General features: G+C 66.0%; 19 protein-coding genes. 13 read left to right on the top strand and 6 right to left on the bottom strand.

All coding sequences use genetic code 11. The features are described 5' to 3' along the window. Nucleotides 1-331: 331 nt before the first annotated feature. The gene (cysK, locus tag ABMA46_RS04860) at nt 332-1309 is read left to right on the top strand and encodes a cysteine synthase A (protein WP_348998184.1); all 978 of its coding nucleotides are present in this window, start codon (nt 332-334) and stop codon (nt 1307-1309) included. 4 nt (nt 1310-1313) lie between these two features. On the opposite strand, the gene ABMA46_RS04865 is transcribed toward cysK, so the two are convergent. Then, entirely contained in the window at nt 1314-2561 is a 1248-nt protein-coding gene (locus ABMA46_RS04865) for an RNA polymerase sigma factor (protein ID WP_348998185.1), read from the bottom strand. After that, a complete protein-coding gene (locus ABMA46_RS04870; RefSeq protein ID WP_348998186.1) occupies nt 2561-2917 on the bottom strand; it encodes a YciI family protein in 357 nt (118 codons plus the stop codon). The genes ABMA46_RS04865 and ABMA46_RS04870 overlap by 1 nt, the downstream gene beginning before the upstream one ends. Before the next feature lie 215 nt (nt 2918-3132). On the opposite strand from ABMA46_RS04870, the gene ABMA46_RS04875 reads away from it, so the two are divergent. From ABMA46_RS04875 to ABMA46_RS04895, 5 genes are all read left to right on the top strand, one after another. Beyond that, entirely contained in the window at nt 3133-4917 is a 1785-nt protein-coding gene (locus ABMA46_RS04875; RefSeq protein WP_348998187.1) for a sensor histidine kinase, read from the top strand. Continuing rightward, nucleotides 4914-6242: a sigma-54-dependent transcriptional regulator gene (locus ABMA46_RS04880; protein WP_348998188.1), complete on the top strand. Its 1329-nt coding sequence runs from the start codon at nt 4914-4916 to the stop codon at nt 6240-6242. Before ABMA46_RS04875 ends, ABMA46_RS04880 begins: the two co-directional genes overlap by 4 nt. Nucleotides 6243-6443: 201 nt before the next feature. After that, nucleotides 6444-7400, top strand: coding sequence for a TAXI family TRAP transporter solute-binding subunit (locus tag ABMA46_RS04885; RefSeq protein ID WP_348998189.1), 957 nt, complete (start codon nt 6444-6446; stop codon nt 7398-7400). A 292-nt stretch (nt 7401-7692) separates the two neighbouring features. After that, a complete protein-coding gene (locus tag ABMA46_RS04890; RefSeq protein WP_348998190.1) occupies nt 7693-9810 on the top strand; it encodes a TRAP transporter permease in 2118 nt (705 codons plus the stop codon). 2 nt (nt 9811-9812) lie between these two features. Further along, nucleotides 9813-10184: a DUF1850 domain-containing protein gene (locus tag ABMA46_RS04895; protein WP_348998536.1), complete on the top strand. Its 372-nt coding sequence runs from the start codon at nt 9813-9815 to the stop codon at nt 10182-10184. Between the two features lie 9 nt (nt 10185-10193). On the opposite strand, the gene ABMA46_RS04900 is transcribed toward ABMA46_RS04895, so the two are convergent. Further along, nucleotides 10194-10334 (bottom strand): hypothetical protein, encoded by a 141-nt coding sequence (locus ABMA46_RS04900; RefSeq protein WP_348998191.1) that lies wholly within the window; start codon nt 10332-10334, stop codon nt 10194-10196. Between the two features lie 419 nt (nt 10335-10753). Between ABMA46_RS04900 and ku the strand changes: the two genes are divergently transcribed. Continuing rightward, nucleotides 10754-11626, top strand: coding sequence for a non-homologous end joining protein Ku (ku, locus tag ABMA46_RS04905; protein ID WP_348998192.1), 873 nt, complete (start codon nt 10754-10756; stop codon nt 11624-11626). 122 nt (nt 11627-11748) lie between these two features. Further along, on the top strand, nt 11749-14301 hold the full coding sequence (gene ligD / locus ABMA46_RS04910) for a DNA ligase D (protein ID WP_348998193.1): 2553 nt from the start codon (nt 11749-11751) through the stop codon (nt 14299-14301). Between the two features lie 214 nt (nt 14302-14515). Here the strand turns inward: ligD and ABMA46_RS04915 are convergent, their stop codons facing one another. Continuing rightward, the gene (locus ABMA46_RS04915; protein WP_348998537.1) at nt 14516-15196 is read right to left on the bottom strand and encodes an ArsR/SmtB family transcription factor; all 681 of its coding nucleotides are present in this window, start codon (nt 15194-15196) and stop codon (nt 14516-14518) included. Between the two features lie 85 nt (nt 15197-15281). Here ABMA46_RS04915 and ABMA46_RS04920 point away from each other — a divergent pair, with 85 nt between their 5' ends. From ABMA46_RS04920 to ABMA46_RS04930, 3 genes are all read left to right on the top strand, one after another. After that, a complete protein-coding gene (locus tag ABMA46_RS04920; RefSeq protein WP_348998194.1) occupies nt 15282-15488 on the top strand; it encodes a YjiS-like domain-containing protein in 207 nt (68 codons plus the stop codon). 74 nt (nt 15489-15562) lie between these two features. After that, nucleotides 15563-15895 (top strand): NIPSNAP family protein, encoded by a 333-nt coding sequence (locus ABMA46_RS04925; protein ID WP_348998195.1) that lies wholly within the window; start codon nt 15563-15565, stop codon nt 15893-15895. After that, on the top strand, nt 15892-16236 hold the full coding sequence (locus tag ABMA46_RS04930) for an antibiotic biosynthesis monooxygenase family protein (RefSeq protein ID WP_348998196.1): 345 nt from the start codon (nt 15892-15894) through the stop codon (nt 16234-16236). Before ABMA46_RS04925 ends, ABMA46_RS04930 begins: the two co-directional genes overlap by 4 nt. A gap of 8 nt (nt 16237-16244) precedes the next feature. Here ABMA46_RS04930 and mbfA read toward each other — a convergent pair whose 3' ends face one another. Then, nucleotides 16245-17228 carry an iron exporter MbfA gene (gene mbfA, locus ABMA46_RS04935; protein WP_348998197.1) on the bottom strand — a complete coding sequence of 328 codons (984 nt, stop codon included), beginning with the start codon at nt 17226-17228 and terminating at the stop codon, nt 16245-16247. Nucleotides 17229-17396: 168 nt separating this feature from the next. Here mbfA and ABMA46_RS04940 point away from each other — a divergent pair, with 168 nt between their 5' ends. Together ABMA46_RS04940 and ABMA46_RS04945 are read left to right on the top strand one after the other, a co-directional pair. After that, nucleotides 17397-17717, top strand: a complete 321-nt coding sequence (locus tag ABMA46_RS04940) for a hypothetical protein (RefSeq protein WP_348998198.1) — start codon at nt 17397-17399, stop codon at nt 17715-17717. Between the two features lie 118 nt (nt 17718-17835). After that, on the top strand, nt 17836-18816 hold the full coding sequence (locus tag ABMA46_RS04945; RefSeq protein ID WP_348998199.1) for a threonine ammonia-lyase: 981 nt from the start codon (nt 17836-17838) through the stop codon (nt 18814-18816). 14 nt (nt 18817-18830) lie between these two features. Here ABMA46_RS04945 and ABMA46_RS04950 read toward each other — a convergent pair whose 3' ends face one another. Next, nucleotides 18831-19967: an ABC transporter permease gene (locus tag ABMA46_RS04950; protein WP_348998200.1), complete on the bottom strand. Its 1137-nt coding sequence runs from the start codon at nt 19965-19967 to the stop codon at nt 18831-18833. Nucleotides 19968-20131 lie beyond the last annotated feature (164 nt).

A 20131-nucleotide genomic window follows, 5' to 3' on the forward strand; every position in this document is an offset into this window, starting at 1 on the left:
GAAGTCCCGTCGGTGGAAATGCCGGCGGCGGGCGCCGGGGTGCCGCGCCTAACCCGAACGGGCGCAAATGTCGAGACCGGCCGCCGGGTAAGGCGACGAGGCGCTGCTCGCCAGACAGCGACGGTAACGCAATTCGAATCCGTCCGCCTGAGGCCGCTGATGCTCGTGTTGCTTGTTGTTTGCGACAAAAAATACTGCAGAAGAGTTATTTTATAGAATATTGTTCCTTTGAAGTGACGTTTTCAGTACGTCCCGCACTCGGATTTTGCCACCCCCGACCCTATCTTCGGCCGAAACAATCCTGCCTGCCAAACCTTGGGGGAGCGAAGCCATGACCCAATCAGCCAATTCCGGCCCTGTCCCCGGCCGTGGCCGCGTCTATGCGTCCATCACCGAGACGATCGGCGACACGCCTCTTGTGCGGCTCGACAGGTTCGCCGCGGAGAAGGGCATCGTCGCCAAGCTGATCGCCAAGCTCGAATTCTTCAACCCGATCGCCTCGGTCAAGGACCGCATCGGCGTGGCGATGATCGAGGCCATGGAGGCCGAAGGTCGCATCGCGCCCGGCAGGACGACGCTGATCGAGCCGACCTCCGGCAACACCGGCATTGCGCTCGCCTTCACGGCAGCGGCGAAGGGCTACAAGCTGATCCTCACCATGCCGGAGACCATGTCGATAGAGCGGCGCAAGATGCTGGCGCTGCTCGGCGCCGAACTGGTGCTGACCGAGGGCGCCAAGGGCATGAAGGGCGCCATCGCCAAGGCCGAGGAACTGGTGTCCTCGCTGCCGGACGCCGTCATTCCGCAGCAGTTCGAGAATCCGGCGAACCCTCAGATCCACCGCACCACGACCGCCGAGGAGATCTGGAACGACACGCATGGCGGCGTCGATATCGTCGTGGCCGGCATCGGCACCGGCGGCACCATCACCGGTGTCGGCCAGGTGCTGAAGAAGCGCAAGCCCTCGGTGCAGATCGTGGCCGTGGAGCCGGAGGCCTCGGCCATCCTGTCGGGCGGACAGCCCGGCCCGCACAAGATCCAGGGTCTCGGCGCCGGCTTCGCGCCGAAGGTGCTCGACACCTCGATCTATGATGAGATCGTCAAGGTTTCCAACGAGGACGCGGTGGCCAATGCGCGCCTCGTCGCGCGGCTGGAAGGCGTGCCGGTCGGCATCTCTTCGGGCGCCGCCTTGCAGGCCGCCGCCGTCGTCGGTTCGCGCCCCGAGAACAAGGACAAGACCCTCGTCGTCGTCATTCCCGATTTTGCCGAGCGCTATCTCTCGACCGTCCTGTTCGACGGCCTGGGCTGACCGCTCACACGGTCAGCCGGTCCCGCCGCTGCTCAAGAAACCGGCGCAAGGCCGGGTCGGGCTCCAGCGCGATGGCGCGCGTATAGGCTTCGCCCGCATCGGCGCTGCGGCCGAGCCTTTCCAGCACGGCCGCGCGCGCCGCGAAATAGGGCTGGTAGCCGGCCAGTTTCGGATCGCTGGCAAGCGAATCCAGCAGGTCGAGCGCGGCCAACGCATTGCCGGTTTCGGCCAGCGCCGCCGCCCGGTTGATGTCCACCACCGGCGATGGGGAAAGCACCGCAAGCATCTCGTAGAACTGCCGGATCGCCGGCCAATCCGTTTCCCCCGTCAGCCGGCGCGCTGCATGCGCGGACTGGATCGCCGCCTCGATCTGGAAGCGGCCGATCGTCCCCGACTGTCCGGCGCGGGTGAGGATCTGCTCCGCCTCGTCGATCATGGAGATGTCCCACAGGCCGCAATCCTGGTCGGCGAGCGGCACGAAATCGCCGCTCGCGTCGCGGCGCGCCCGGTTTCGTGATTCGGCATGGAGCATGAGCGCCAGAAGGCCGAGCGCCTCCGCTTCGCCCGGCATCAGCGCCACCGCGACGCGGCCGAGCCAGATCGCCTCTTCCGCGAGATCGCGGCGCTGCGCGTCGGTGCCTGCCGGATCGGCCCAGCCTGTCGAATAGGCCGCGTAGATGGCCTCCAGGACGGCGTCGAGCCGGTCGCCGAAGTCGTTTTGCTCAGGCACGTGGAAGGGAATTCCGGCGTCCCGGATCCTGCCCTTGGCCCGCACCAGCCGCTGGCTCATCGTTGCCGGCGGCACCAGGAACGCCTGGGCGATGGCGGCGGCATTGAGGCCGAAGACCGTCTGGAGCATCAGCGGCGCGCGGACCGCCGGATCGATCGCCGGGTGGGCGCAGACGAACATCAGCCGGAGCCGTTCGTCGGGAATGTGGTGCCCGTGCATGTCGGCCTCCGCTTCCTCGGCCAGCAGTTCGAGATGGGCCTGCCCGGCGCTGGCCGTCGCCCGCCGCCTTGCCGCGTCGATCCCGCGCCTGCGCGCCACTGCCAGCAGCCACGCTTCCGGCCGGTCCGGGATTCCGGCCTTCGGCCACCGCCGCAACGCTTCGGCGAAGGCCTCGGCCAGTGCGTCTTCCGCGCCCGCCACATCGCGGGTGCCGGCGGCAAGATAGGCGACCAGCTTTCCGTAGCTCTGCCGGGCGGCTTTTTCGGCGGCCGCCCGCGCAGCCGCTTCGGCTGGGTCCCGCATCAGCCGGCCTGCAATTCCCAGACCGGCCTGACCTCTATCGTGCCGCGCTCCGCGCCGGGACAGCGCGAGGCCCACGAGATCGCGGCGTCGAGATCCGGCGCCTCGATCATGTAGAAGCCGGCCAGCTGCTCCTTCGTGTCGGCATACGGCCCGTCGATCACGTTCGGCTTGCCCCCGGCGGTCCGGACCGACGTGGCGAGCCGGGTCGGTTGCAGCCTGTCACCTGCGAGAAACGCGCCGGCGTCCTTCATGGCCTGCGTGTAGATGGAATAGGCGGCCGACATTTTGGTCACCGCCTCCGGCGGCGCGCTGCCCATGGCGTTTTCGTTGCCGTAGATCAGAAGCATGTAGCGCATGAGTTCATCTCCGGGTTGGGGCCGCATTGTCGTCGGCCGCTACGATGTCGCGCGACGCCCCGCTGTTTCGACGACGAGACGAAAATTCTTTGCAGCGCCCGCGCCATACGGCAAGAGAGGAGAGGGGTGCGTTGTCGCATTGGCCGTTGGCATTGCGGTGCCGATAGCGGACAATGCCGCCTTTCGGTCCGCGCGCGAAAACTGTCTGGAGGATCATGAGTGCACGTTCAGCCTATCTTGGCGCTCTTGTCGTCGTTGCCGTGCTGGCGGCGGCGGTGCTTGCCTGGTTCGGCGCGATGGAAGCCGGCAAGCGGCGCCTGCTGACCCAGATGGATTCGGAACTCGCCGTGCTGGTGCGCTCGGTGGACAGCGAGATCGAGCGCTTCCGCTATCTTCCTTCCGTCATCGCGCGCGACGGCCGCATCCGCGCAGCACTTGCCTCCCGCTCGGCCGGCGATATCGAGGCAGCCGACCGCTATCTCATGGACATAAGGACGGACTCGCATGCCGCCGAACTCTATGTGATGGCCGCCGACGGGCTCACGATCGCGGCCAGCAACTATGCCGAGCCGTCCAGCTTCGTCGGCGAGAACTACCGTTTCCGGCCCTATTACCGCAATGCGCTGGACAGCGGCGCGGGCCGTTACTACGCGGTCGGCGTCACCACCGGCGAACCGGGTTATTTCCTGTCGTCCGCCATCCGTGAGAAGGGCCGGATCATCGGCGTCGTCGTGGTCAAGGTGGACATGCGCCCGCTCGAGCAGACATGGTCGCGGGCCGGCACCTTCGCCGCCGTCTCCGACCGTGACGACGTCGTCTTCCTGACCGGCCACGGCGAATGGAAATATCGTCCCCTGCATCCGCTGTCGGTGCAAACGCTTTCCGAGATCGCGGCGACGCGCAAATATGACGGCGTCGACCTCGCGCACGCCACGCCGATCTTCACCTCCGGCAGGACCGGCGAGGTCATCGACATCGCGGAATCGGGCGGCGCGCATCTGCTGCGCTCCGTCGAGATGGCGCCCGACGGCTGGCGGCTGTGGACGGCCTCCAGCCTGGCGCCGGTGCGCGCCAACGCCTTCCTGTTCGCCCTGATCGCGGCGCTGGCCGGTATGCTCGCCTCCGGCGTCGGCCTCTATCTGCGCCAGCGCCGGCTGCTGCTGCGCGCCAAGCTGGAGCAGCATGAACTGCTGGAACGTCGCGTCGTCGAGCGCACCGCCGAGCTCAACCGCGAGATCGAGGAACGCCGCCGCACCGAGGAGGAGCTGCGCGAGACGCAGGCTTCGCTCATCCACGCCGCCAAGCTCGCCGCGCTCGGGCGCATGTCGACGGCGATCGTGCACGAGGTGAGCCAGCCGCTTGCGGCGATGGAGAACACGCTCGCTTCCACCGGCCTCCTGGCCGAACGTGGCGAGACCGGAGCCGTCGCCGGCAAGGTCAGGCAGGCGCGCGACCTGGTGCGGCGCATCCAGCGCACGGTGAAATCGCTGAAATCCTTTGCCCGCAACGAGCCCGAGCGGCTGGAAACCGTGGACGTGGACCGCGCCGTGGCTGCGGCGGTGGAGGTCGCCTCGCATCGCTTCACGGCCGGAAACGTCGATCTTCGCGTCGAGACGCTGGCCGTTCCCGCCGAGGTGCGCGCCAACGCCGTCCGGCTCGAGCAGGTGGTCCTCAACCTCATCGCCAACGCGCTGGACGCCGTGGCGAAACGCGAGCGGCCCGCTATCCGCATCATCCCCGAGCGGATGGACGGCAAGATCCTCATCCATGTCGAGGACAACGGTTCCGGCATCGACGAGTCCGTGCGCGAGCGCATCGCCGAGCCGTTCTTCACCACCAAGGTCGGCGGCGAGGGGCTGGGGCTCGGCCTGTCGATCTCGCGGGCCATCGTCACCGAGATAGACGGCTCGCTCGACTTCCGTTCGATAGCGGGCGAGGGCTGCACCTTCACCATCACCTTGCCCGAGGCCGTCACGGCCACGGCGGAGGCCGCCGAATGAGCCTGGGAAGCGTGCTGATCGTCGACGACGAGGAGACCATGCGCCAGTCCACGGCCGAGTGGCTGACGCTGAGCGGTTTCGAGACCGACACGGCCGCCGATGCCCACGCCGCGCTGGCGCGGCTGGCGCAGCGGCGCTTCGATGCGCTGGTTTCGGACGTGCGCATGCCGGGCATGGACGGGGTGGCGCTGCTCAACGCCGCGCTTGAGGCCGATCCCGGCCTGCCGGTGGTGCTGCTCACCGGTCACGGCGACGTGGCGCTGGCCGTCGAGGCGATGCGCGCCGGCGCGCACGACTTCCTCGAAAAGCCCTATGATGCCGACCATCTGGTCGCCGTGCTGCGCCGCGCCGTGGCGACCCGGCGCATGAACGACGAGCTGGAACGGCTGCGCGAGAGCGCCGGCCCCGACATCGAGCAGCGCTTCGTCGGCGTGTCGCGCGCGGCCGCCTCGGTGCGCGAGCGCCTGACGCAGCTGCGCGACCTCGACATCGACGTGCTGCTGCGCGGCGAAACGGGCGCGGGCAAGGAGGTCGCCGCGCGCGCCCTGCACGATCTCGGCAAGCGGCGGCACCGCCCGTTCGTCGCCATCAACTGCGCGGCCGTGCCCGACACCATCTTCGAAAGCGAGATGTTCGGGCACGATCGCGGCGCCTTCACCGGCGCGGCGGCGAAGCGCGTGGGCCGCCTCGAGCACGCCGACGGCGGCACCGTCTTCCTCGACGAGATCGACGCCATGCCGTTGCCGCTGCAGGCCAAGCTCCTGCGCGTCATCCAGGACCGGATCGTCGAGCCGCTCGGCTCGAACCGGCAGGTGCCGGTCGACGTGCGCTTCGTCGCCGCCACCAAGGCCGATCTCAAGGCCGAGAGCGATGCCGGCCGCTTCCGTTCGGACCTGTATTTCCGCCTCTCGACCGTCGAGGTGGCGATCCCGCCGCTCGATCGCAGGCGCGACGACATTCCCTTGCTTTTCCGCCATTTCGCGGCCGACGCGGCGGCTCGCCATGGATTCGACCGGCCGACCCCGCCGCCTGCGCTGCTGGCGGCGCTCGCGGCGCGCGACTGGCCGGGCAATGTGCGCGAGTTGAAGGCTGCCGCCGAGCGTTATGTGCTGGGCCTGCCGGTGGAAGCGGGCGAAAGCCTCGGCATGGACGAGGCAGCGTCCCTGCCCGAGCGCGTCGCCGCCTTCGAGGCGCAGGCGATCCATGCGGCCCTCGACCTTTCCGGCGGCAATGCGCAGGCGGCCGCGGATCATCTGCGCGTCCCGTTGCGCACGCTCAACGAGAAGATCGCGCGCTATCGCTTGCGTCGGCGCGCCGCCTCCTGAGTTCGGCAAGATTCCGCCGAAACGTCCGCCGGACGGGCGGAATTTCGCCGCAATTCAGCCGGGCGGCAATCGGCCCGGATTTTCAATTCATTGAAAGGATTGAATTTTTCTTGGATTTTTCCACTTGGCACGCAACCTGCAAAGTCGCAGGGTGGAGGCATGTCCGTATTGGGCATCGTTGAATCGAAAGGGAGGACTTCCATGAAGCACCATATCAGAAACCTGTTCGTCGCCGGGGCCGTCGCCCTGTCGCTCGGTACCGGCGCCTTCTCCGCCGGAGCGAGCGAGTTCATCAACGTGCTCACCGGCGGCACCAGCGGCGTTTACTATCCGCTCGGCGCGGCGCTGGCGAAAATCTACGGCGACAAGATCGAAGGCGCCCGCACCCAGGTGCAGGCCACCAAGGCCTCGGTCGAGAACCTCAACCTGTTGCAGCAGGGCAAGGGCGAGATTGCTTTCGCGCTGGGCGATTCGGTACAGGCCGCGTGGGAAGGCAACGAGGAGGCCGGCTTCAAGAAGAAGCTCGACAAGCTGCGCGGTATCGCGGCCATCTATCCCAACTACATCCAGATCGTCGCCTCGAAGGACAGCGGCATCACCGACCTCGCCAGCCTCAAGGGCAAGCGCGTCTCGGTCGGCGCGCCCAAGTCCGGCACCGAGCTCAATGCCCGCGCCATCCTGGAAGCCGCCGGTATGAGCTACAAGGACCTCGCCAAGGTCGAGTATCTCGACTTCGGTGAGTCGGTCGAACTGATCAAGAACCGCCAGCTCGACGCAACGCTGCAGTCCGCCGGCCTCGGCGTGGCGTCGATCAAGGATCTCGCCACCTCGCTTCCGATCACGGTCGTCGCCGTTCCCGCCGCCATTCCCGAAAAGCTCGGCGCGCCGTTCATCGCCGCGACCATTCCGTCGGGCACCTATGAAGGCCAGACGGCAGACGTGCCGACGGTCGCCATCACCAATATCCTGGTGACCCGTTCCGACGTCTCGGACGAGGAAGCCTACCAGATGACCAAGCAGCTCTTCGAGAACCTCGACACCATGACGGCGGCGCACAAGGCGGCGACCGCCATCAAGCTGGAGAACGGGCCGAAGGGCCTGCCGATCCCGCTGCATCCGGGCGCCGAGAAGTACTACAAGGAAAAGGGCCTGCTGTAAGGATGGAGTGAAGCGGCAAAGCCTTGCCGAATTTGGCAGGCTAGCCGCTTGAAGAATACCCTCTCCGTCGCGCTTCGCGCGCCACCTCTCTCCGCAAGCGGGGCGAGGAGCCTGGGCTGGAGAAGCGCCGGCGTCGCGGCAGCGGTTCCTCGCCCCCACGAAGTGGGGAGAGGTGGATCGGCGAAGCCGAGACGGAGAGGGGATTGCGTCTTTTGCGATCGTATTGTCGCTGGCGACAGATGCGGCGCGTCGTCCAAATTTTGCATCGCCATCAGGTCCCTGGGGAGGAACCATGACCGAAACTGCAACTCATACGCCTCCGGAAGGCGCGGCCGTTTCGGTCCACGACCCGTTGGCCGAAACCTTTCCGCCGACGATCGAAGGGCGCATCCTCTTCTGGATCGCCGTCGCGTTCTCCGTGTTCCAGTTGGCGACGGCAGCCAGCCTTCTCAATCTGCCGAGCCAGCAGGTCCGCGACATCCATCTCGGCTTCCTGTTGCTGCTCGTCTTTCCGCTGCTGGCGACGCTGCGCGGTGCGAGCCGGCCGCTGCGGACCTGCGCCTGGGCGCTCGGCATCGCCGGCATGGCGGTGGCGCTCTATCAGTTCACCCAATATGAAGCGCTGATCCTGCGCGCGGGCGAGCCGCTGCCGATAGACACGGTCGTCGGCGTCATCTCGCTGCTGGTGCTGTTCGCCGCCACCTACACGCTGATGGGACCGGCGCTGCCGATCATCTGCGGCATCTTCCTGCTCTACTGCCTGTTCGGCGAATACCTGCCTGCTCCGTTCGACACGCGCGGTTACGATTTCTCGCAGGTCATCGACCACATGGCCTTCGGCACCGAAGGCATCTACGGCACGCCGATCTACGTCTCGGCGACCTACATCTTCCTGTTCATCCTGTTCGGTTCCTTCCTGGAACGCGCCGGCATGATCCGCCTCTTCACTGATGTCTCCATGGGTCTGGTCGGCCACATGCGCGGCGGTCCGGCAAAGGTGGCGGTCATCTCGTCGGGTTTCATGGGCATGATTTCCGGCTCGGGCGTCGCCAACGTCGTTACCGTCGGGCAGTTCACGATTCCCCTGATGAAGCGGTTCGGCTATCGCGCCGCCTTCGCCGGCGGCGTCGAGGCGACCTCCTCGATGGGCGGCCAGATCATGCCGCCGGTGATGGGCGCTGTCGCCTTCATCATGGCCGAGACGCTCGGCGTCGAATACCGCGAGGTGGTCAAGGCGGCCGTCATCCCGGCGATCCTGTATTTCGCCTCGGCCTTCTGGATGGTCCATCTGGAGGCTGGCCGCGCCGGCCTCGTCGGCCTGCCGCGCGCGCAACTGCCTTCGGCGGCGCGGGCGCTGACGGAGCGCTGGTATCTGCTGCTGCCGCTGGCGGCGCTCGTCTACCTGCTGTTTTCGGGCTACACGCCGCTCTATGCCGGCACCATCGGCTTCGCCATGACGGGCCTGCTCATCCTCGGCGGTTCGGTGGCGCTCGGCCTGCCCAATATGGTGCTGAGGGCGATCTTCTGGATATTCCTCGGACTGGTCGCGGCATCCTTCTTCAAACTCGGCATCTGGGCCGTGCTCGCGGCGGCCGCGGTGCTCATCGTCATCAATCTGTTCATCAAGGGCGGTCTGGCAACGCTCGCCGCCTGCCGCGACTCCCTGGCCGAAGGCGCCAAGACGGCGCTGCCGGTCGGCATTGCCTGCGCCATCGTCGGCATCATCGTCGGCACCATGACGCTGACGGGCATCGCCAACACCTTCGGCGACTACATCGTCTCGATCGGGAAATCGAGCCTGATCCTGTCGCTGATCCTGACTATGATCACCTGCCTGATCCTCGGCATGGGCATCCCGACCATCCCGAATTACATCATCACCTCGACCATCGCCGGTCCGGCGCTTCTGTCGCTCGGCATCCCGCTGCTGGTCAGTCACATGTTCGTCTTCTACTTCGGCATCATGGCGGATCTGACGCCGCCGGTGGCGCTCGCCTGCTTCGCGGCGGCGCCGATCGCTAGGGAAAGCGGGTTGAAGATCGCCATCGAGGCGATCAAGGTGGCGGCGGCAGGCTTCGTCATCCCCTACATGGCCGTCTACACGCCGGCGCTGATGCTGCAATCGGGAGGCGCCTTGGAAGCGTCCATCGGCTTCTATCCGGCGGTGGTCTACATCGTGTTCAAGACATCGCTCGCTATCGTGCTTTGGGGCGCGGCGGTCGTCGGCTACCTGCGTACGCATCTCACCTGGTGGGAGCGGCTGCTGGCCACAGTGGCGGCGTTCTCGCTGATTGCTGCGGTCCCGATCTCGGACCAGATCGGCTTCGCGCTGGCCGTGGTGTTCTTCGGCCTGCACTGGCATCGGACCCGCGGCATGTCCGACAAGGCCGCCGCTCCGGACGGTGCGTGACGATGGGGTTCTGCCTGCTCGCGGCGGGCAAGACCACGGTCTATGCCGCGTCGGCCTTCACGCTGGCCTGGACCCATTCGGTGGAGAAGACGCGCTGGGAAGAGCACTGGCGCGTCACGCCGGCCGGTCTGCAGGTGGTCGAGGCGCGCATCCAGGGGTCTGGGGCGGGCATGGACCCGCCCGACGGCTCGGTCTTCAAGGATGGCTGGTGGGTCTACCGGCCCACGGTGGGGCCGCAGAAAAGGCTGGTGCTCGCCGCCTCAGGGGCGACGGGCGGCGGCTGGACGCTGTGCGCGGAAGATCGTTGCGCGGTGATCGGCCGTCGGGCGGCAGACCCGACTGTCGTGACGGCTTGTGACGGTCATGATCCCTAGGCGGCCCGGTCAGTGGGCGCCGATGGTCGTGCCGCGGCGCGCGCAGGCCGGTCCGGGGCCGCGCATATAGTGGCGCTCCGGCCGATAGGTCGGCGAAATGAATTCGCGCATGGCGGCGATATAGAAGGCGATGTGCTTCAGGATACGCATGTGAACACCAGTCCCTGTCCCGTTTTCGGAGTCCCTTCCGAATTGCCAGGTATCGTAGTTCAAAGAGGTGAATCCCCCGTGAATACGATGTTAATTTTCTCTCCGAAATCAGTCACTTCGTGGCGGGATTGCGGCGAACTGGCGGTCTTTCCGTGCCCGTCGCCGGCTTTCGTTCCGCTGTGGTTTTTGGATCACATGGGTTTCGTGTGCGTGTCGCCGCGAGCGGCGGCGCGTATCTGCCGGAGCGGGTCCGGACGGGTTGGAGCGGCCGGGATCGGCCCCCCGCGCGAGGGCCGTTTCATTGGCTTCCTTTTCGCTTACACTCGGCGCGATAGTCAGGCTTTCATGGAACCGGAGGCGTTCTTTCCCGTTGCGGAGGCAATCCCGCCTGTGAAGCCCGCCCGTAAGGAGAACCTGTCATGGCGCCGCGTCCGGCCTGGAAAGGCTATCTCAAGCTCTCGCTGGTGACCTGTGCGGTCGAACTGACCAACGTGGTCACCCATGCGGAGAAGGTTTCATTCCATGTGCTGAACCGCGACACCGGCAACCGGGTCAAACGCATCTATGTCGATGCCGAGACCGGCAAGCCGGTGGAGAACGAAGACGAGATCAAAGGCTACGAGGTCGAGGGCGGCGACTACGTCCACATCGAGGAGGACGAGATCGAGGCGGTGCAGGTCGACTCTTCCAACATGCTTTCCCTCGACGGCTTCGTCGACAAATCCTCCATCCAGCAGATCTATCTCGACACGCCCTATTATCTCGCGCCCGCCGACAAGGTCTCCGAAGACGCTTTCGCCGTCATCCGAGAGGCGATGTCCGCGAAGAAGAAGGCGGGGCTGGCGCGCATCGTGCTCTATCGCCGCGAGCGGCCGGTCGTCATCGAGCCGCTCGGCAAGGGCATGGTGCTGACCACGCTGCGCTATGACAGCACCGTGCGCCAGCCAGATACCGTGTTCGACGAGATCAAGACAGTGAAGCTCGACAAGGAGATGATCGATCTCGCCCAGCACATCATTGACAAGAAGGCGACCAAATTCGATCCCTCGAAATTCGACGACAAGTATGAGGAAGCGCTGATCGAGCTGATCCGCGCAAAGAAGGCCGGCAGGAAGGCACCCAAGGCCAAGGCTGCCGCCAAGCCGTCCAACGTCGTCAACCTCTTCGATGCGCTTAAGAAGAGTCTTGCGGCCGACAATGACGAGAGCGCGCCTGCTGTGAAGGCGACGAAGGGGGCAAAGAAAAAGGCGCCGGCGGCGAAGAAGGCCGCGCCGAAGAAGAAGTCGGCGTGACCCTATGCCGGTACGCTTGCGCCGACCCCCATCCCTAACCCCTCCCCTCAAGGGGGAGGGGGACTTGGCATGCGGCAGCTTCCTCTCCCCCTTGAGGGGAGGGGTTAGGGGTGGGGGTATCTTTGCCTGATAGCCTCGTAAAATACCGCGCCAAGCGCGATTTTTCCAAGACGAAGGAGCCTGCCGGCAAGGTGCCGCGCCGCAAGGCCGCGAAGGATGGCGGCGGCATCTTCGTCATCCACAAGCATGCGGCGACGCGCCTGCATTACGATCTGCGCCTCGAACATGACGGCGTTCTGTGGAGCTGGGCGGTGACGCGGGGGCCCAGCCTCGACCCGCACGAGAAGCGGCTGGCCGTGCATGTCGAGGACCATCCGATCGACTATGCGCCCTTCGAGGGCACGATCCCGAAAGGCGAATATGGCGGCGGCTCCGTCATCGTCTGGGATGAGGGCACCTGGACGCCGGAGCACGACCCTGCCGCCGGAATGAAGAAGGGCCATATCGACTTCGAGCTGCATGGCGAGAAGCTGACCGGCAAATGGCATCTCGTGCGGCTGAAGCCCCGTCCCGGCGAGAAGAAGGACAACTGGCTCCTGATCAAGTCCGACGACGCGGCCGCGCGACCTGGCGAGGACATCCTCAAGGAGCGTCCGGAATCGGTGAAATCCGGCCTGACCGTCGAAGACGTCGGCGAGGGCAAGGCTGCCAAGGGCGAGAAGCCGAAAGTGTGGCACTCCAACAAGCCCGCGACGGCCAAGGCGAAGCGGGAGATGGCGGCGAAGCTCGATTTCGTCGAGCCTGCGCTGGCGACGCTGGAGCGCGACGCGCCGCCCGGCAAGGAATGGCTGCATGAGGTGAAGTTCGACGGCTATAGGATGCAGGCACAGATCGCCGGCACGGAAATCCGCCTGCTCACCCGCACCGGGCTGGACTGGACGGAGCGCTTCGGCGCGGAAATCCCGGAAGCGCTGGCTGCGCTGAAATGTTCCGACGCCATTCTCGACGGCGAGATCGTCGTGCTCGCCGACAACGGCGTGTCCTCCTTCTCCCTGCTGCAGGCCGATCTTTCGGCCAAGCGCACGAACCGCATGATCTACTATGTGTTCGACTTGCTCCGGCTCGATGGCGAGGATTTGCGCGGCGAGCCGCTGGTGGAACGCAAGCAGCGGCTGTCGGAACTGTTGGACACCCTGCCCGACGATGCGGCTGTGCGTTTTTCGGACCACTTCGTGGAGCCGGGCAGGGTCATGCTCAAGCATGCCTGCCGCATGGGGCTGGAAGGCGTTGTCTCCAAGCGCGCGGACGCGCCTTATCGCTCGGGCCGCACAGGGGCCTGGATCAAGTCGAAATGCACGCAGAGGCAGGAATTCGTCATCGGCGGCTACCTGCCCTCCGACAAGACCGGGCGCGGCCTGCGCTCGCTGCTGGTCGGCTATCACGAAGGCGGCAAGCTGCACTATGCCGGCCGCGTCGGCACCGGCTTTTCCACCAAGGCGGGCGACGATCTCAGGAAGAAGCTGGACGGGCTGAAAGCGAAGAAGTCGCCTTTCGCCGGCAAGGTCCCCGGCGGCAAGGGGTTGGTGTGGGTCGAACCGGACCTCGTCGCCGAAGTGGAGTTCCGTTCCTGGACGGCCGACCGCATCATCCGCCACGCCTCTTTCCAGGGCCTGCGCGAGGACAAGCCGGCCGACGAGGTCGTGCAGGAACAACCCGCCGACACCAAGGGCAAGGCGACGCGCAGCAGGGCGACCGAAAGCGGGCCGGCAGACGGCGGGTCTTCAGCGAAGTCCGCAGCGAAAGGGAAGGGGACATCCCAAGTGAAAACCTCGATCAAGCTCACTCATCCGGAAAAGCTGCTGTGGCCGGACGAGAAAGTATCGAAACAGGACCTGCTGGAGCACTACGACCGCGTCTGGCCGCGCATGGAACGGTTCGTCGTCAACAGGCCGCTGGCTTTGGTGCGCGCCCCGGACGGCGTTGGCGGGCAGCGGTTCTTCCAGAAACACGCTTCAGCGGGCATGAGCGACACGATATTCAAGTCGAAGGACCCGGAAGACAACGAGGAAATCCTCTATGTGAAGGATTTCGACGGCGTCGCGGCGCTGGTGCAGATGGGCGTGGTGGAAATCCACATCTGGGGCTGCACGGTGGACAGGATAGACACCCCCGACCAAGTCGTCTTCGACCTCGATCCGGACGAGGGCGTCTCGGTCGACGACGTGCGCCGGGCCGCGCTGGATATCCGCGACAAACTGGAAGACCTGTCGCTGCCCACCTTCGTCAAGACCTCGGGCGGCAAGGGCTATCACGTCATCGTGCCGCTGAAGCCGTCGGCCAAATGGGACAAGGTCAAGGATTTCGCGCACGACTTCGCCCGCGCCATCGAGCAGGCCGAGCCGGACCGCTTCACCGCCACGCTGTCGAAAAAGGCGCGCACGGGCAAAATCTTCATCGACTATCTGCGCAACGGCCGTGGCTCGACCACGGTGGCGCCCTATTCCTCCCGCGCCAAGAAAGGCGCGACCGTCTCCATGCCGGTGACGTGGAAGGAGGTCGAGGCCGGCGTGGCGCCCAACGCCTTTCCCATCGGCGACGGGACGACGCTGAAACGCCTTGCCGGCGACGATCCCTGGAAGGATTTTTTCGAGAAGGCGAAGGCGTTGAAGCTATAGGTTCCACCGCCGCGCACCCCCACCCCTAACCCCTCCCCACAAGGGGGAGAGGGACTTTGCGGCAGCGCCACAGATCGCCAACATGGGCGATGTTCGGTGAAACGGCGGCGTCGGCGTCTCCCTCCCCCTTGTGGGGAGGGGACAGGGGTGGGGGTGTGCGACGCCTGTATTCAGGGGGACAAGGGGCTTCGTAGCCGCAACAGGGAGCGGACGTTCACCCCAAGAACACCCGTTCGAATTCCATCCTGCCCTTCGGCGAGAACGTCACCACCCGGCTGTCCTTCTCCCGCCGTGCCCATTTCTCGGCGAGGATCTTGTCGAGGATGGCAGCGCCCAGCGTTCCGGCCAGGTGCGAGCGGCGCACGCTCCAGTCGAGGCAGGCGCGGCAGACCGGGCGCCGGGATTTCCTGCCCGCCTCGACGTCGATGCCGATGGCGGCGAAATGCGTTGCGCCGGTCCTGCCGAGCCCGATGGACCCGCCGTCGCGGACGAGGATTCTTCTCTCGACCAGCGAATCCAGCATCCTGACCGCGTGCTCGCCGGCAAGGTGGTCGTAGCAGACGCGCGCTTCGCGCATCTTCGGTTCGCGCGGACCGGGCCTTGCCCGCTTGGGGCCGACGCCTGCCGCGACCCCCATGATCGCTTCCAGCATCGAGGCCACCTGCGGCCCGGCGAGGCCGTAGTAGCGGTGCCGGCCCTCGCTGGCGACGGTGAGCAGCCCGCCCTCCATCAGCTTGGTCAGGTGCGAGCTCGCGGTCGAGAGCGTCACGCCGGCCTCCAGCGCCAGTTCGCTGGCGGTCAGCGCTGCCCCCGCCATCAGCGCGGTCAGCATGTTGGCGCGGGCCGGATCGCCGACCAGGCTGGCGATGCGGGCGATGTCGGGGCCGTCCTTCAGGCTGTCATTCATTGTTCGATCTCCATCGAAGCATACTCGCCAACAAACCACTATTCTGGCGGTGGATCAAGAAGAGGTATCCACCATGTCCGCCCGTTCGATCGACCACATCGCCGCAACCGGAACTCGCGGCATCGTCGCCTTCCTGCTCCGCACGCTGGCTGTCTGGGCCGGCCGTCGTAAGCAGCGGCTGGACCTCGCCGATCTCGACGATCACCTGCTGCGCGACATCGGCGTGACCCGGCAGGAAGCCCGCCGGGAATGCGCGAAACGGTTCTGGCGCGGCGACTGACCCTACCGGCTCCAGACAAATGACGTTTCGATGCCGATCAAACTGTCCCCGATATGACGAAGGAGAAACCGCAAATGTCCATCACCTGCTTCATCCGCTACGAGATCGACCCGTTCAAGCGGGAGGCGTTCGAGGAGTATGCCCGCAACTGGGGTCAGGCCATCCCGTCTTGCGGTGCCGACCTGATTGGCTATTTCGCGCCGCATGAGGGGTCTGCGACGACGGCCTACGGCGTCTATACCATCGACAGTCTTGCGGCCTACGAGGCCTACCGCCAACGGCTGCGCGAGCATAGGCTTGGCCGGGAGAATTACGAATTCGCGCGGCGCGAGCGCTTCATCCTGAAGGAAGACCGCATCTTCCTGAAGTTGGCCTCGGCGCCCCATGCAGCGAGGATCGAACTATGATCGCGGTCATTTTCGAAGTGCAGCCTGCCGAGGGAAAGCGCGACGCCTACCTCGGTATCGCCGCCGACCTGCGCCCCATGCTGGACGGCATCGACGGCTTCATCTCGATCGAACGCTTCCAGAGCCTCGCCGACCCAAATCGCGTGCTGTCGCTCTCCTTCTGGCGCGACGAGGACGCGGTGAAGGCCTGGCGCACCACCGAGGAACACAGGCAGGCGCAGAAGGCCGGCCGCGGCGGCGTCTTTTCCGGCTACCGGCTGCGCATCGCCCATGTGGTGCGCGACTACGGCATGACCGAGCGCGCCGAGGCGCCGGCCGACAGCCGGGTGCTGCATGGATAGGTCGCGCGTCAGGCGCTGCCGATCAGCACGCCCGTCGCGAACACCAGAGCACCGCCGAGCACCACCTGGAAGGCGGCGCGCCAGAACGGCGTTTCCATGTAGCGGTTCTGGATGAAGGCGATCGCCCAAAGCTCGAAGAAGACCACGACCACCGCGACGCTCGTCGCCGTCCAGAAGTCCGGGATCAGGTAGGGCAATGCGTGTCCCAGCCCGCCGAGCGTCGTCATCACGCCGTTGGCGATGCCGCGCTTCAGCGGCGATCCGCGCCCGGACAGCTTGCCGTCGTCATGCGCGGCTTCGGTGAACCCCATCGAGATGCCGGCGCCGACGGCGGCCGACAGGCCGACCAGGAAGGTGCTCCATGTGTCCTGCGTGGCGAAGGCGGCGGCGAAGATCGGTGCCAGCGTCGAGACCGAGCCGTCCATCAGTCCGGCCAGCCCCGGCTGCACATAGGTGAGGATGAATTGCCGGCGCTCGCTCTCGCGCTCTTCTTCGGCCACGTCCTGCGGCACATGCTCCTTTTCGAGATGCGCGGCGAGGTTCTCGTGGCCCTGTTCGGCGGCGGCGAGGTCGCCGAGCAGCTTGCGGGTCGAGGCGTCGGCGCTGCGCTTGGCCGCCTCGAGATAAAAAAGGCGCGCCTGCCGCTCCATCTCCTCGGCCTGGCCGCGAACCTTGTCGATGCCCAGCGGCCGCACCAGCCAGTCCGGCTTGCGCTCGTAATAGCCTTTGACGTGCTCGCGCCGGATCAGCGGGATGGTTTCGCCAAAACGCTTGCGGTGAAGCTCGATCAGCGCGTCGCGGTGGCCGTCCTCTTCCTTCGCCATGGCCTCGAACATGCCGGCCGAATGCGGAAACTCCTGCCGCAGGCCGTCCGCATAGGAGCGGTAGATGCGCGCGTCGTCCTCCTCGGACGAGATGGCGAGCGCGAGGATTTCCTGCTCGGAAAGCGAATCGAAGGAGCGGCGGCCGAAGCCGAAGACGCGGGAAAGCATGACGGCAAATCTCTAGTTTAGAATAATTCTAAACTATGACTCCAGAAGCCGGCCGTCAATGTAGACACGCGCACGACGATACCTTTATCGATATAAAGCATGGGCTTTTTATCGCCGAACGTTCGCCTATATAGTGAAGCTTGTTCCGTTTCCCCCGAGGACACAGCCGTGACAGCCAAACACAAGCAGCAATTCGACCCGAAGCCCGTTCTCGACCTGATCGCCTCCATCGAGGCGGACCTGCAGCGCCTGAAAGCGATGATCGAGCAGCAGGCCGAGAAGTTCGATCCGGCCAACCCGCACAACAAGACGTCGGACGGCAAGCTGACGGAGGAAGGCGTCGAATGCTGCTACCGCATGTTCGACGAGGGCAAGTCGCGCTACACCGTGGCGCAGCAGATGAAGATTTCCTTCGCCGCCGCGACCCATCGCTTCAACCAATGGCGCAAGGTGGGGGGCTCGAAGCGTCAGAAGACGCTGCTCGGCTGAGCCGCGCGCGGGCGATCGGCGGCCTGTCGCGTTGCGGTTGGCGAAGCATCACATCTTTTGACTGGTGCATTCGCCGGCTTGAGGAAATGATGCGTCGCCCGCAATGGAATCGCCCCGCATGACCGATCTTCCCGATATCGCCGCCATCCATGACGCCGCACGGCGCCTTGCGGGTCTCATCGTCGAGACGCCGCTGTTGGAATCGCCTGCGCTCAACGAGCGCTTCGGCGGACGGGTGCTGTTCAAGCCCGAGACCTTGCAGCGGACCGGATCGTTCAAGTTCCGAGGCGCCTACAACAAGATCGCCTCGCTTTCGGACGCGGAACGGGCGAGGGGGGTGGTCGCCTTTTCTTCGGGCAATCATGCTCAGGGCGTGGCGGCGTCGGCCGCGCTGTTCGGCATCCGCGCCGTCATCGCCATGCCGGTCGATGCGCCGGAGGCGAAGGTCGGCAATGTGCGCCGCATGGGCGCAGAAGTGATCCCGTTCGACCGCTTCCGAGACGACCGTATGACCGTCGTCAGGCGCTGGCTCGACGAAGGCATGGTGCTGGTGCCGCCTTTCGACGACCCGGCCATCATCGCCGGCCAGGGCACGGTGGGACTCGAACTGATGCGCCAGGCGAAGGCTTTGGGCGTAACGCCCGACGCCGTGGTCATGCCCTGCGGCGGCGGCGGGCTGGCCGGCGGCATATCGATCGCGGTGAAGGACGCTTCCGCGTCCACCGAGGTCTGGGCGGCCGAGCCCGAGCATTTCGACGATACGCGCCGCTCGCTCGCCGAGGGCCGCCGCGTGGCGAACGATCCCGGCCATGACTCGATCTGCGACGCCATCCTGACGGCGGAGCCGGGCGCCATCACCTTCGAGATCAACCGCCGCACCCTGGCCGGCAGCGTCGCCGTGTCGGAAAAGGCGGTGGCCGCCGCCATGCGCGACGCCATGGCGGGCCTCAAGCTCGTGGTCGAGCCGGGCGGCGTGGTGGGGCTGGCGGCGCTCGCCTCCGGTGCCATCGCTACCGAAGGCAGATGCGTGGTCGTCGTGCTCTCCGGCGGCAATGTCGATTTCGCGACCTATGCACGGCTGATCGCCGAGGCGGCCTGAAGCGGCGCTTCGGCTCAGTCCAGCGTGCGCCGGAAGCGCAGCAGCGCAAGCGTGGCGAACACCACCACGAAGCCGATCAGCCACACGATCTCGTTGGCGACGGCCGGGAACTGCGCACCCTTGAGCATCACCGCGCGGATGATGCGCAGGAAATGCGTGAGCGGGAAGATCTCGCCCAGCGACTGCGCCCAGCCAGGCATGCCGCGATAGGGGAACATGAAGCCCGACAGCAGGATCGACGGCAGGAAAAAGAAGAAGGTGAGCTGCATGGCCTGCATCTGCGTGCGCGACACGGTCGAGATCGTATAGCCGAGAAGCACCAGCCCGAGCACGAAGATGAGGATGCTGGTCAAAAGCAGCGGCAGCCCGCCGACGAAGGGCACGAAGAACAGCAGCTTGGCCGCGATCAGCACCACCACCACCTGCACCGCGCCGACCACAGCGTAGGGCAGCACCTTGCCGAGCATGATCTCCAGCGGGCTCGACGGCATGGCGAGCAGATTCTCCATCGTGCCGCGCTCGGTCTCGCGCGTCAGCGCCATCGCCGTCATCATCACCATCGTCATCTGCAAAATGACGCCGAGCAGGCCCGGAACGATGTTGTATTGCGAGATGCCTTCGGGGTTGTAGAGCCGGTGCACCACCACGTCGAGCCGGCTGGCAGCGTTCTCTTCGGCCGCGGCCTGCATGCCCTGTGCCCGCAGCAGCGCCTGGCCGGCGACGGTGCCCAGCGTCGAGATGGCGCCGCTGGCGGCGGCCGGGTCGGTGGCGTCGGCCTCGATGAGGATCTGCGGATGGTCGCCGCGCTGGACCCGCGTGCCGAAATCGGCCGGAATGGTCACCACGAAGGCGACGTCGCCGCGCGCCAGCAGGAGATCGGCTTCCGCCTCGGTCTCGGCGATATGGTCGAAGCGGTAGTAGTTGGTGTTCTCCAGCGCCGTCACGATGGCGCGGGTGTACTGGTCGTTGCTCATGGCCAGAAGCGCCGCCGGCAAGCTCTTCGGGTCATTGTTGATGGCGAAGCCGAACAGGATAAGCAGCATCAGCGGCACGCCGAGCATCATGGCGAAGGTGACGCGGTCGCGCCGCATCTGGATGAATTCCTTGGCCAGCAGCGCCCCGAGCCGGGAGAAGGAGAAGATGGTGTTCATGAGGCTGCCCCGTTGAGAGCGCGCTTCTCCGCGTAGGCGGCAGGGCAATTGTCTTCGGCGGCGCACCCCCACCCCTGTCCTTGCCGGGGCGAGCCACGCGTCTCGCCCGTCCTGCGGACCCCCACAAGGGGGAGGGAGACGCCGACATCGTCGTTTCGCTCAAG

It is taken from the genome of Mesorhizobium hunchu, assembly GCF_040081975.1.
GTDB lineage: Bacteria > Pseudomonadota > Alphaproteobacteria > Rhizobiales > Rhizobiaceae > Mesorhizobium > Mesorhizobium hunchu.